Source organism: Jejuia spongiicola (assembly GCF_023502325.1).
Classification (GTDB): Bacteria; Bacteroidota; Bacteroidia; order Flavobacteriales; family Flavobacteriaceae; genus Wocania_A; species Wocania_A spongiicola.
On record NZ_JAMFLZ010000003.1, the window covers coordinates 559,896 to 573,278 of the forward strand.

The window sequence follows — 13,383 nt, forward strand, 5'->3', positions numbered from 1 at the left end:
CATCAATAATTATTTAAACAAACTTATTTATAAATATACTAAATATCAAAAGTATAACTTACGAACTAGTATTGCTATAAAATATTAAGAAGTTTTAATAGATTTACCTATAGATCCTGTAGGTTCTGGTAATAATTGATAAATAAAACTAGGTTTTAATAGGCTTTCTTCTTTTCTGTGAGAAACATATAGAATGGCTGTATTGCTTTCTGAAGCTATTTTATTTACCAATTTGGAAAACAACTCTGCATCATTATCATCTAAACCGTTTGTGGGCTCGTCCAAAATAAGTAATGGTGGATGCTTAACCATGGCTCTAGCAATTAAAACTAATCGTTGGTGTCCCACAGATAAGCTTAAAAAACTCTTAGTTTTAATATCGAACATATCCAAAACCTTAAGCCATTGGTGCGCTAACATAATTTGTCTTTCGCTTGGTATTTTATAAAGTCCGATAGAATCGAAGAAACCCGAAATAATCATTTTTTCAATAGAGTGTAGACGCTCAAACCCCCTTAAGTATTCAGAAGAAAAATAACCTATTTTCCGTTTAATATCCCAAACGCTCTCACCACTACCCTTTTTAACTCCAAATAAAGTAATATCTTGATTGTATGCTTTAGGGTTATCACCAGAGATAAGGCTTAAAAGGGTACTCTTACCGGAACCATTTGGTCCTACTAATTGCCAAAACTCGCCTGGTTTAATTTGCCAATTAATATTTTTAACAATAGTTCTGTCTCCATAGCGTATTGTAACATTATTAAACTTTACTAATAAATCAAATTGGGGTTTTATTAAATTGTATGGTTTTGGTAAATCTTGAGAGAAATGCTTTATTTCTTCTTTCTTTGTAGTTTCAGTTTCTTTACATAAAACTAGGGTTTTATTTTCCAACTTATAAATCCTATCGATAAATGGAAGTACGTCTTTTTTTCTATTAGTAATTTGAATTACTGGTATTTTAAGGCTTAGCTTTGTTAATGTTTCTTCAATATTTTTTTGCGCATTAACATCTAAATTACCAAAAACATTATCAACTAAAATATATTCAGGATTTTGTAAAATAAGGTATTTTAGTAATGCCTTTTTACGCTCACCTTCAGAAGAGTTTAGTAAGCTATTTTTTGTACTTGTAACAATATTAAAGTTTCCATGACGAACTTCTTCATCTATAAACTTATCCAATGTTTTTTTAGAAAATATTGCACCTTTTAATTTTGAATAATTAATTATGGAATTTTTTGATAAAATATGCTCGATAAGTTGATTCTTATCATCTTTATTGGAAATATAAAGCGCAATGTGTTTTTGCAAAAAACTATTGTTTTTTTTAAGTTACCTATAAGTTTTTTATGTGAAAAGATACTAGACCTTCTATAGGTCTTCGCTCAAAATTACCAACAGTAAAGCCCATTTCTTCTCCAACTTCTTTAATTTCCTTCTGAGAGAAAAATGCAATGGATCCTGCAAAGTGCACGGGAACAGTTTTAAGCTCTTCTTTATATTGCATTATCATAGTTTTAGTAAACAATCGAATACCTCTTTTTATAAGCTCAATCGTGTATTCTGAATCTTTATGTAAAAACATAAATTCTGCAAAGCTTGCTAAATATGCATTAGGGTTAGGTTGTTTGTATAAGTTATATTTTATATAATCATCCTCAACATTAAACTTTGTTTCAAAAGCAATTTTTACATTTTCGGGCATCTGATTAAAATAATAATCTCTGATTAACTGTTTCCCATAATAGTTTCCAGAGGCATCATCCATGATAGAGTATCCTAAAGATTTTACTTTTTGATGAACTTTCTCTCCATCATAATAACTACAATTAGACCCAGTCCCTAAAATACATACAACTGCAGCTTCTTTAGGATGATTTATAGTAGAAAAAACAGCAGCCATTGTGTCCTCACTAACTTCAATAGCAGCATTTACAAAAACATCTTGTAATACTCCTTTTAAAAGTGCATTTGCTTTAGGAGTACCACAACCTGCGCCATAAAAAAACACGTTAGTAACAATGTTCCTGTTTTCTTTTAAATCTTTACTTTTTTTAATTATTTTTTTTAGCTTTTTTTCTGGTAATATGGCAGGATTTAAACCTTTAGTACGGATTTTTTCCAACAATCTGTTACCGTCTTTATCTACTGCAATCCAATCTGATTTTGTAGAACCACTATCAACAATTAAAATCATAAGTTTAAAATTAAAAAATCCACAGAATTATCAAACAATTATTAAGGAAGACAATTCTGTGGAATTATATTAAATATTTATATTGAACCAATATGTTGTGCTAAATCAACTAACTTAGTTGAATAGCCAAACTCATTATCGTACCAAGATACTAATTTAACAAAATTATCATTTAATGCCATACTTGCATTAGCATCAAATGTACTTGTTTTTGGTTCTGATACAAAATCTTGAGATACTACACCTTCTTCTGTATATCCTAAAACACCATTTAATTCATTTTCTGATGCATCTTTTAAAGCCGCTTTAACTTCCTCAAAAGAAGCGCTTTTTTCTAGACGACAAGTTAAATCTACTACAGAAACATCAACAGTTGGAACTCTAAATGCCATACCTGTAAGCTTTCCATTTAATTCAGGAATTACTTTACCTACTGCTTTTGCAGCTCCCGTAGAAGCAGGCACAATGTTATTTAATGAAGCTCTTCCTAATCTATAATCTTTTCTTGAAACACCATCAACAGTAGATTGTGTAGCAGTCGCTGCATGAACTGTTGTCATTAATCCTTCTGCTATTCCGAATTTATCGTTAATTACTTTAGCTAATGGGGCTAAACAGTTAGTTGTACATGATGCGTTTGACACAATAGTATCATCTGCAGTAATTTTATTGTGATTTACTCCCATTACAAACATAGGTGCATCAGCTGATGGTGCAGATATAGCAACTTTTTTAGCTCCTGCTGTGATGTGCTTTTGGGCTCCTTCTAAGGTTGTAAATATACCTGTACAATCTAAAACAACTTCTGCTCCAACTTCGTCCCACTTTAAATCTTCAGGGTTACGTTCGGCAGTTATTCTAATTTCATTTCCGTTAACTATTAACTTTCCTTTTTCTGTTTCAATAGTTCCATCAAATTTACCATGTACAGAATCGTATTTTAATAAGTATGCCAAATGTTCTACATCTAACAAATCATTAATTCCAACTATTTCAATATTTGGTCTTGCAACAGCTACTCTAAAAGCTATTCTTCCTATTCTACCAAATCCGTTAATTCCTACTTTTAATTTTGACATAATTTTAATTATAAATGTTTAAGTGCTCATAATGTCTGAGACACGCAATAATTCTAAATTTATTTTAGTTTTTCCTTTAATGGCATTATCTAGAGGAGTTAGCTCTATTTTATTATTTAGTAATCCCACCATATAATTAGTTTTACTTTCCAATAAAGACTCAACGGCTTTAACTCCCATCCTGCTGGCTAAAACACGATCAAAGCAAGATGGAGCTCCACCACGCTGCATGTGCCCTAAAACTGACACTCTTACATCATAGCCTTCCATGTTTTCATCAACATAATCTTTAAGTTCGAAAATATTTTTTCCAATTTTATCTCCTTCAGCTACAATAACTATACTTGATGTTTTACCAGATTTTCTACTTTTATTTAAAGATTCTACCAATCTGTCTAACCCTAAATCTTCTTCTGGAATTAAAATTTCTTCAGCTCCACCAGCAATTCCAGTGTTCAAAGCAATATGCCCAACATCTCTACCCATAACCTCTATAAAGAATAACCTGTTATGCGAGCTAGCTGTATCTCGTATTTTATCTATAGCATCTACAACTGTATTTAGCGCTGTATCAAAACCTAATGTATGAGAAGTACCAAAAATATCGTTATCAATAGTACCTGGTATTCCCATTACTGGAAAATCAAATTCTTGGTTAAAAATAAGCCCTCCTGTAAACGATCCATCTCCTCCTATAATAACTAAACCACCAACATTTGCCTCTATTAATTTATTATAAGCTTGCTGTCTTCCTTCTTTAGTTCTAAATTCTTTTGAACGCGCAGATTTTAATATAGTGCCTCCTTTGTTAATAATGCCTTTTACACTTCTAGCATCCATAGCTTTAAAGTCGCCTTCCATTAAACCTTCATAACCGCGATAAATACCAACACATTCTATATCATGATATGCACAAGTTCTAACTACAGATCTTATGGCTGCATTCATTCCTGGTGAATCTCCACCTGATGTTAAAACACCTATTTTTTTTATTTTATTTGGCATTAATTTTATAATTATTAAGTAAAATTAGTAAACTAATATTACAAATTTATAACATATGTCATATTTTAACGATAGTTGTTAAACTATAACGTTTTAGTTAATAAAAAAAATGATTTTATAAAAAAATATGCAACAAAAAGTTGAGAAAACTGCTAATTATTCTTTTTTGAAGATGATTTATGAGTAATAAAGTCTGGTGAAGTATCCTCTTCGTCTTTTTCAGATTCATTGGATAATTCAGCCTCTTGTTTTGGTTTCTTTTTAAATAAGTTTTGAATTAATTCTTTAAAGGTATCAAAATCTACATTGTATGATAAACCAACGCCTTGGGTATAACCAATTTTTTCTCCAAAATTGCGAATGCTATTTTCTCTATTAAATACCTTAGCGGTTAGCGTGCCTTCTTCATTTAATAAAAAATTTATTTCTACATCACCAGCAATAACAGTTTCGGTAGCTCCACCCACAGGAACTCCCAGTTTTCCATTAAATAAAACCTTATCACTAATTTTAGTTTGAATTGTCGCACTTACTCTATCGTCTGTCTTATAATCTGGTCGATTTTCTCCAACCTCGTAGTTAAATCCAAAATCAAATTTTCCATTTTCACTTGAAAAAATACCATTTACTATACCATTAAGTCTTTCTGCTATAGTTCCAGAAAAATTTAAATCACTTGATCCTCTATTTTGAAATGCACCTCCACTTGCTAAAAAATAAAGAGCTTGATTTTCTCTTTCAGATTCAGAATCTAATCTATACTGAAGCTCAGACTTTATAGATGAATTAGCAGTTGGGAATTGAAACTCGAATTGTGGTTCTGGTTGTTCCAATACACCTATTAAGCTTATTTTTAGTTCTACAGGAATACTTCTATTTATAGGATTATCTAATAAAGGTGATGGATTGGCACTGGTTTTATATATAGCATCCATATTAATTCTGGCTTTTAAAGGCTCTCCTTCCCAAGCTAATGTACCACCAGGTTGTACTATAAACTGTTTTTGTACTAAACCACCAAAAGCAAAATTATAAATACCTTCAAACACTGAAAAATCTCCCCACATATTAAACTTTCCATTAGTATTTATTTCAACTAAAAGACCACCTACTCCTCTTCCTTTTAATGTATGTCCTGTACTTTTATCTATAATTATTTCAACTTCGGCATCCTCGGTAATATCCAAATCAAAATTTAATTCTAACCCTTTAACCTCTTCAAAAGCAATGTCTACGCCTTGCTCTTTAGCTATTTTTTCTTCTTTTGTAATAAAATGAATGAATGAATTATCACCAAAAGATTCTGCATCACTAAGCGGTATTTTAAAAACTGTTCCTCTTTTGGTTTCACCAATCACATTAATGACTAATTCTTCTGTTGGCCCTTTTATACTAGCATTACCTCCAATAAAGCCTGTTCCATAATACAAAGCTTCTTCGGTTTCTTTAGTATCCAATACTAATAGTCTATTTGTATCTATATTTAAATCTAAGCCCCATTTTGAGAGGTTTACATGACTTAACGCTCCGTTTAATCGCCCTGAAGAATTAAACTTAGTATCTGTTAACTGAACATTCTTAAATATAAAACTTTGATTTTCTAATTCTACTGAAGCTATCTCGTTAAAACTATAATCTACATTTAAATAAGGTATTCCAAACCCAGAATTTTCCAAAGCGAGTTCCCCATTTATGTTTGGTCGCTTTAAGTTGCCTACAACTTTAGCTTCACCAGTTACTAACCCTCTAATATTAGATAATACATCTTGCAACAGCGGATTTAATGGTTTTAAATTAAATTCATTAAAGGTTAAATCGACATCAATATTCGATTTTTTACCAACTACACTTATGTCTCCTATTGCACTAAATGACTTTGAGAAATCATTTTTAATAACCGCATTTACATTATAATTAGATAAATCTTCATTACCAGCTATTGTAGCATCAAATGAGCCTAAAGGGAAATTATTAACTTTAAAGTTATCTATTATAACTGATGAATTTGGCAAATAGCTACCATTCTGTTGTAAAATGTCTAACTTACCATTAACATTTCCTGCCAACGATAAACTATCTATATCTGGTGTTATTTTAGCTAAATCAACATTCTTAAAATTCAACTTTAAATCTTTTTGAGTTGAATCTTTTATAAAACCTGAAAGCTTAATTTCTTCATTATTATGATTTACTTTAAGCTTATCAATTGTAAAAGTTGTAAGTTTCTTATCAAACGAAATTTTATTAAATCGATCTTTATCTTCATTAATAAACCATTTACTGTTTTTGACCGTTACGTCAGATTTTTTAAATCCAATTACTGATTCATTTTCTTCATTAATTGTATGGTAAAAACTTAAATTAAATACATCGCTACTCTTTTTACCACCTTTAAACTCTGAACGCATAAACAAAGTATCATTAACTGTTACATTAATTAAGTTAAACTTAGATACATTATAGTACTTAGTATTTATACTATCTACCTCTACATATGTATTAAATAATGGGTTATTATTATCTACTTGTAGTTCTATATTATTAGCAAAATGATTTAATAATTTAATTTTGGGCGACTTAAATGTGAGCTTAAATTCTTCTTCCTCACTCTCAACCCTACCACGAACAAAAGTGTTTTTACCTAATTGAATATCTGGGTAAAAGACTTCAACAATTTTATTATAAATTTTAAAATTGAAGTCGATACTTTGGTTTGCTGTTACTTCATGTGGAATATAATTGGTATAAATATGCCCTAATGAATTTTCGAAAAGCTTTTTTATATCTTTAAATACAAACTTTCCTTCAAGGCTTCCTTGTATTATATCTGGCGAGTTAATTTCTATAAATCGTACATCATTATCAAACCTTGACGATATTGCAAACTCATCAAAATAATACGTGTCTTTTTGGTTTTTGTATGATGTATTCCTAAACAACACTCTACCATAAGCATCATCATAGCTATTGGCATTCATATTCATTTTCACCTTACTTTTAAAGATTGAAATACTATCATTCTTTATAAAGTTTAGTGCTTTTAAATTGGCATAATCTACATTAGCTGCAAAATCATATTTTTTTATACTTCCAGAAAAGTCAACAAGACCATTAAAATTTAATTGTAAATTTTTATCATTAGCAATTAAATTACCATCAAATATTCTGTTCTTAACATTACCTGCTACTTTAATTTTCTTATAATTATAGTCATTATAAATAATATCAAAAACATCTCCTTCTACCTGAGTATCTATAGTTTCTGCAATAAACCCTGTACCGTTTACATTTAAATTAAGTGATGTGTTACCAACTTTTGGGTCTTCAATTAAAGTTCCTAAATCAAACTCTTCAAAAATTATATTGCCTTTATAAGATGAGTTATCAATATCATTAATCTTTGTTATTTCCAGTTTAGAATCTACAAAACCTAAATCTGTATTAATCTCAATATCTGCGTTTATTGTTGAAGCTGTTATTTGTGATTGCCCCATAATTTTAAACTTGCCCAATCTATCAAACGAAGAAGGAATAGCCTGCCCCAAAACATTTGGTAGCAATGCTGTCAAATCTTTATATGTAGATGATAAATTGTTGAATTTACCATCCATATAAAAATCATTCTCTTCTTTACTAAATAAATTTTTAAACTTAATATCACCATAAACTCTAGTATTTCGGCTGGTGTTCAATCTTAAATTTGTGGTTTGTAAATCGTTTAAAGTTCCAGATAAATCAACACTAAATCTGGCATATTGATTATTGCCAAATTCATCATAAAACATGTTTAATTCGTTAAGTAAAACATTAGAGTCCTTAAAGTTTGCAGAAACTATTACTCTGTCTTCAAAAAATTGTAAGTCTTCTCTCTTATACGAAAATTTTAAATTGCCTTTTAGTACAGAATTTGGAGTTTTAATATTTAAATTATCAAAAGTCATATCTGTTAGCGTATAACTAAAATTAGTCATTAAGTTTTTTACAACAACGCCCCTACTATCTTTAAACGCTAAAGTGTTAATTCTAGCGCTTACATCACTCCCACTTATTAAAAAATTAGTTGCATTTATATTTAAATTTTCAAAATCTAGTCTTTTTGAAACCGCTCTGTTTTCATCAGATAACTTAAAATGCCCATCGTAGATAGATACATCACTTGAAGACAACAAAAAATTACCACTTTTTACTTCAGGGTTGTCGCCATCTAATTTCGCCACAAAAATATCTAAATTCGTATCGGTAGTATCTTTATAGGTTTTTATATTGAAAACTAAATCGATAATATCAATATCTCCAAAAACCAATTTACCATTATATAAATTTTTAAAGCTTAAAATTGATGTATTAAGTTCTGCAATATTAATAAGTGTATCCTTTTTGTAATCTTCAATATAAATATTTTTTAGTTCAACGTCTCCGTTAAACTGCAATCCAACTTTATCAATATTTATATTAGTACCAAACTCATTGTTAAGTTTTTTAGTAGCATAATTACCCAAACTTGTTTGAACAAAGGGAATAGAAAGCACCAACACCAAAATGATGAAAAGCAGCAATAAAATGCCTACTATTTTTGATATTATTTTAAGTACTTTTTTGATATGCGTTAAAGTTATGATTTTATTAAGAATAAACTACATTTGTACTTACGAATAAATGAAGTTATCAGATGTTTATCTGTTTTCAAAATTAACAATTATTGTGCCTAATTTTTATTAATGTCTTCACAAAATATTTACATACTAGGAATTGAGTCTTCATGCGATGATACAGCCGCTTCTATAATACACAACGGGAAAATTTTAAGCAATGTTGTTGCTAATCAAAAAATACACGAAGAGTTTGGTGGTGTTGTACCAGAATTAGCATCAAGGGCGCACCAACAAAATATAGTCCCTGTAGTACATCAAGCCTTAAAAAAAGCAAATATAAATAAGGAACAACTTAATGCCATTGCTTTTACACGTGGCCCAGGCTTAATGGGTTCTTTATTAGTAGGCACTTCGTTTGCGAAATCTTTAGCATACGGATTAAATATTCCACTTATAGATGTTAACCATATGCAGGCGCATATTTTAGCTCATTTTATAGATGAAGACGGCTTTGACAAACCACCGTTCCCTTTTTTAGCAATGACTATTTCTGGTGGACATACGCAAATTGTCAAAGTTGATAACTATTTTAATATGACTGTTATTGGTGAAACCATTGATGATGCCGTTGGTGAAGCTTTTGATAAAAGTGGAAAAATTCTTGGTTTAGGTTATCCTGCAGGACCAGAAATTGACAAACGTGCGCAATTAGGAAACCCAAAAGCATACCAATTTACCAAACCAAAAGTTGATGGTTTAAACTTTAGTTTTTCGGGTTTAAAAACGGCTATCTTATACTTTATTCAACGTGAAGTAAAAGCTAATCCTAATTTTATTGTCGAAAACTTAAATGATATTTGTGCTTCAATTCAATATACAATTATTGGTATTTTGATTGACAAATTAAAACTAGCTACAAAACAAACTGGTATAAAACACATTGCTATTGGCGGAGGTGTTTCTGCAAATTCTGGAATAAGAAAGGTTTTAAAAGATTGTGAACAAAAGTTTGGGTGGACTACTTACGTGCCAAAATTTGAATTCACAACCGATAATGCAGCTATGATTGCTATAGTTGGCTATTTAAAGTATTTAGAAGGTAATTTTGCAGAACAAAGTGTAATGGCTTCAGCTAGATTGAAGATTTAAAAAAGTAATTTATGCAACTCTTTTACAATCCAGACATATCAGAAAGCACCACGCAATTTACTTTCAGTAAAGAAGAGAGTAAACATATTGTAAAAGTATTACGCAAAAATGTTGGAGATACTTTGCATATTACAAACGGAAAAGGTTTTCTGTTTACTGCCAAAATTACAATACCAAATATTAATAAATGCATTGCTACGATTGTTACTAAAGCCAAACAAACAAAAAGAAATTACAATTTACACCTTGCTGTAGCTCCAACAAAAATGAATGATCGCTACGAATGGTTTTTAGAAAAAGCTACCGAAATTGGTATCGATAGCATCACGCCAATTATCTGTGACCATAGCGAACGAAAAGTTATAAAAGCAGAACGTTACGAAAAAATTTTACAATCGGCTATGAAACAATCTTTAAGCAGCCATTTACCAAAACTAAATGAAGCTATGTCTTTTAAAATTTTTATAAAGCAAGATTTTATAGGTGATTTATTTATTGCGCATTGTGAAGAAACCGATAGAAAATCTTTAAAACAAGAATTAAACCCAAATCAAAACGTTACTATTTTAATTGGACCTGAAGGTGATTTTTCTGTTAAAGAAATAGAAATGGCGTTGTCTAATAATTTTATTCCTGTAACTTTGGGTGAAACCAGATTACGTACTGAAACTGCGGCAGTAGTTGCATGCCACTCAGTCGCTTTTATAAATGAATAGTTGAATATATATTTTATAAACTAGTTCCTAACAAAAAAGTCAAGTTATTAACAGTTAAATTGTTAACGACTGGTTAAAAATCAAAAGAAGATTTCTTCAAATTTGTTAAAACCGTAGCATATCTTTGTAAAACACTAAAGATCTATAAGCCTCTGATTCATATTGTATTTGAGCTAACAGAGACAAATAGACCTTTTATCTACAAACCACTTCTTTTGTATTGAAGTGGTTTTCTTTTTTACAAATATAAAAACCAAAATATCATTTTTAATCATATATTTAAACTAATTTTCAACATTTATATTTGTTAACAATCTATGAAATTAAGCATTTCTTTATTCTTTTTTTTCCTTTCATTCTTCTCTTTCAGTCAAGATTTAGCTATTTTAAAGTATAAAGGTGGCGGCGATTGGTATGGCAATCCTACTGCTTTACCTAATCTTATTGCGTTTTGTAATAACAATATAAATACTAAAATAAACTCTAAACCTCAAACAGTTGAAGTTGGTAGTACTGATATTTTTCAATATCCGTTTTTGTACATGACGGGGCATGGCAATGTATTTTTTAGTGAAACTGATGCCGAAAATCTTCGTAATTACTTAATTTCTGGTGGTTTTTTACATATTGATGATAATTATGGTATGCAACCATATATTACAAAAGAATTAAAAAAGGTATTTCCAAACCAAGAATTAATAGAGTTACCTGCAAATCATAACATATTCAATAACGTCTATAAATTTCAAAAAGGCTTGCCAAAAATACATGAACATGATGGCAAACGACCACAAGCATTTGGAATCTTCAACAATGACAGATTGGTTTTATTGTTTACTTACGAAAGTGATTTAGGTGATGGATGGGAAGACGCAGAAGTACATAACGATCCGGCAGATGTTAGAGAAAAAGCTTTGAAAATGGGTGCAAATATTGTTAAATATGCTTTTGAAAATTAAATTGCCACTAATTCATGGCAAAACAACTAAACAAATCAACATTTAAATTGCAACTCACTCACTACAATACCAACTTTAAAAAACAAACATTCCCAATAACTTTGGTTTGCGACCATGTTACCAATGCTCCAAATATTGGAAGTTTATTTAGAATTGCTGATGCCTTTGGTATTGAAAAACTTATACTGTGTGGAGAGCATATTCCATTTGGACGAAAAATGACTAAAACCTCAAGAGCTACAGAAAAAGTGGTTCGTTACGAGGTTGTAAAATCAGCTTCAAAAACTGTAGAAAACCTAAAAAATGAGAACTATCAAATCATAGCATTAGAAATTACAGATGCTAGTAGAGCTATCCATTCTTTTAATTTCTCAAAAGAAAAACCAATCGCTTTAGTTATTGGTGATGAGAATTTTGGAGTTTCAGAAGATATTCTGAAAATTTCAGATGCCATTATTCATATAGATATGTTTGGGCAAAATAGTAGTATGAATGTAGTACAAGCTACAAACATAGCTTTATACGAAATGACCAAACAGCTTTTATAATTTATTACTTTCTTCGGTAAATAATATTATATTTACTACATGAATTCCAACACCATATCAAACGGTATTTTAAAGGCTTTAGGTATTATTCTAGGTATAGCCTTAGTATTATTTTTTCTTTATAAAATACAATCGGTTATAGTATACATTGCTATAGCAGCAGTTATATCATTAATTGGGAGGCCCATCGTTTTATTTTTGCAACGCCGTTTAAAATTTAAAAATACTATTGCAGTAATTGTAACAATGGTAGTTCTTTTAGGTCTTTTTATAGGTTTAGTAAGTCTCTTTATTCCTTTAGTAGTAGAACAAGGACATAATCTGTCCTTATTAAATATTGATGAGTTACAAAGTAATGTTGAGGATTTATACAGGGAAATAATTTCATATTTTGATTTAAATAAAATTGATATTGAACAGTCTATTAAAGATTCTAACCTTCTCACTAAAATAGACTATTCACTAATTCCAAATTTTTTAAATTCTGTGGTTAGCGGATTAGGTAGTTTTAGTATTGGATTATTTTCGGTATTGTTTATATCCTTTTTTTTCTTAAAAGACAGCAAATTATTTGAAAATGGCATTTTAACTTTCATTCCAGACAATAAAGAATCTCGCTGGAAAGATTCTTCAACAAAAATTAAAGATTTACTTTCAAGATACTTTGTAGGTCTTATTTTTCAAATACTTATACTATTCATAATTTATACAATAGGGCTACTTATTATAGGCGTAGAAAATGCTATAGTTATAGCATTTTTATGTGCTTTACTTAACCTAATCCCTTATGTTGGACCATTGGTTGGAGCATTTCTAATGCTTACACTCACTATGACAAGTAATCTTGGGCAAAGCTTTAGTGAGGTAATTTTACCTAAAACCTTTTGGGTATTTATAGTATTTATGATTGGACAATTGGTTGATAATTTTGGAAGTCAGCCTATAATTTTTTCGAAAAGTGTAAAATCTCATCCTTTAGAGATTTTCTTAATCATTCTAATTACTGGTATTTTGTTTGGTGTTATTGGTTTAATAATTGCGGTTCCTGCTTATACTGCTATAAAAGTAATTTTAAAGGAATTTTTATCCGAAAACAAAATTGTAAAAAAACTTACCAAAGATCTATAATCAC

At 29.9% G+C, this 13,383-nt stretch carries 10 protein-coding genes; 5 read left to right on the forward strand and 5 right to left on the reverse strand.

Annotated features, from left to right (window positions below):
- Window positions 1–84: 84 nt before the first annotated feature.
- The 5 genes from M3P09_RS09775 to M3P09_RS09795 all read right to left on the reverse strand — a co-directional run bounded on the left by M3P09_RS09775 (window position 85) and on the right by M3P09_RS09795 (window position 8,843).
- Window positions 85–1,317 (reverse strand): ATP-binding cassette domain-containing protein, encoded by a 1,233-nt coding sequence (locus tag M3P09_RS09775; RefSeq protein WP_249972997.1) that lies wholly within the window; start codon window positions 1,315–1,317, stop codon window positions 85–87.
- 25 nt (window positions 1,318–1,342) lie between these two features.
- On the reverse strand, window positions 1,343–2,203 hold the full coding sequence (locus M3P09_RS09780) for an N-acetylglucosamine kinase (RefSeq protein ID WP_099566128.1): 861 nt from the start codon (window positions 2,201–2,203) through the stop codon (window positions 1,343–1,345).
- Between the two features lie 77 nt (window positions 2,204–2,280).
- Window positions 2,281–3,282, reverse strand: coding sequence for a type I glyceraldehyde-3-phosphate dehydrogenase (gap, locus tag M3P09_RS09785; RefSeq protein ID WP_099566129.1), 1,002 nt, complete (start codon window positions 3,280–3,282; stop codon window positions 2,281–2,283).
- An 18-nt stretch (window positions 3,283–3,300) separates the two neighbouring features.
- The gene (pfkA, locus tag M3P09_RS09790) at window positions 3,301–4,287 is read right to left on the reverse strand and encodes a 6-phosphofructokinase (RefSeq protein WP_099566130.1); all 987 of its coding nucleotides are present in this window, start codon (window positions 4,285–4,287) and stop codon (window positions 3,301–3,303) included.
- A 152-nt stretch (window positions 4,288–4,439) separates the two neighbouring features.
- Window positions 4,440–8,843, reverse strand: coding sequence for a translocation/assembly module TamB domain-containing protein (locus M3P09_RS09795; RefSeq protein WP_249972998.1), 4,404 nt, complete (start codon window positions 8,841–8,843; stop codon window positions 4,440–4,442).
- A 162-nt stretch (window positions 8,844–9,005) separates the two neighbouring features.
- Between M3P09_RS09795 and tsaD the strand changes: the two genes are divergently transcribed.
- From tsaD to M3P09_RS09820, 5 genes are all read left to right on the forward strand, one after another.
- Window positions 9,006–10,028, forward strand: a complete 1,023-nt coding sequence (gene tsaD / locus M3P09_RS09800) for a tRNA (adenosine(37)-N6)-threonylcarbamoyltransferase complex transferase subunit TsaD (protein ID WP_249972999.1) — start codon at window positions 9,006–9,008, stop codon at window positions 10,026–10,028.
- 11 nt (window positions 10,029–10,039) lie between these two features.
- The gene (locus M3P09_RS09805; RefSeq protein ID WP_249973000.1) at window positions 10,040–10,744 is read left to right on the forward strand and encodes a 16S rRNA (uracil(1498)-N(3))-methyltransferase; all 705 of its coding nucleotides are present in this window, start codon (window positions 10,040–10,042) and stop codon (window positions 10,742–10,744) included.
- A 317-nt stretch (window positions 10,745–11,061) separates the two neighbouring features.
- Window positions 11,062–11,703 carry a DUF4159 domain-containing protein gene (locus tag M3P09_RS09810; RefSeq protein ID WP_249973001.1) on the forward strand — a complete coding sequence of 214 codons (642 nt, stop codon included), beginning with the start codon at window positions 11,062–11,064 and terminating at the stop codon, window positions 11,701–11,703.
- Window positions 11,704–11,750: 47 nt separating this feature from the next.
- Window positions 11,751–12,251, forward strand: coding sequence for a TrmH family RNA methyltransferase (locus M3P09_RS09815; protein ID WP_249973017.1), 501 nt, complete (start codon window positions 11,751–11,753; stop codon window positions 12,249–12,251).
- A gap of 39 nt (window positions 12,252–12,290) precedes the next feature.
- Window positions 12,291–13,379 carry an AI-2E family transporter gene (locus tag M3P09_RS09820; RefSeq protein ID WP_249973002.1) on the forward strand — a complete coding sequence of 363 codons (1,089 nt, stop codon included), beginning with the start codon at window positions 12,291–12,293 and terminating at the stop codon, window positions 13,377–13,379.
- Window positions 13,380–13,383 lie beyond the last annotated feature (4 nt).

Bases quoted from the DNA above. Each gene is read 5' to 3' on its own strand.
- gap (WP_099566129.1), bottom strand. From the start codon at position 3,282: ATGTCAAAATTAAAAGTAGGAATTAACGGATTTGGTAGAATAGGAAGA.
- tsaD (WP_249972999.1), top strand. From the start codon at position 9,006: ATGTCTTCACAAAATATTTACATACTAGGAATTGAGTCTTCATGCGAT.
- pfkA (WP_099566130.1), bottom strand. From the start codon at position 4,287: ATGCCAAATAAAATAAAAAAAATAGGTGTTTTAACATCAGGTGGAGAT.
- M3P09_RS09810 (WP_249973001.1), top strand. From the start codon at position 11,062: ATGAAATTAAGCATTTCTTTATTCTTTTTTTTCCTTTCATTCTTCTCT.
- M3P09_RS09805 (WP_249973000.1), top strand. From the start codon at position 10,040: ATGCAACTCTTTTACAATCCAGACATATCAGAAAGCACCACGCAATTT.
- M3P09_RS09820 (WP_249973002.1), top strand. From the start codon at position 12,291: ATGAATTCCAACACCATATCAAACGGTATTTTAAAGGCTTTAGGTATT.
- M3P09_RS09780 (WP_099566128.1), bottom strand. From the start codon at position 2,203: ATGATTTTAATTGTTGATAGTGGTTCTACAAAATCAGATTGGATTGCA.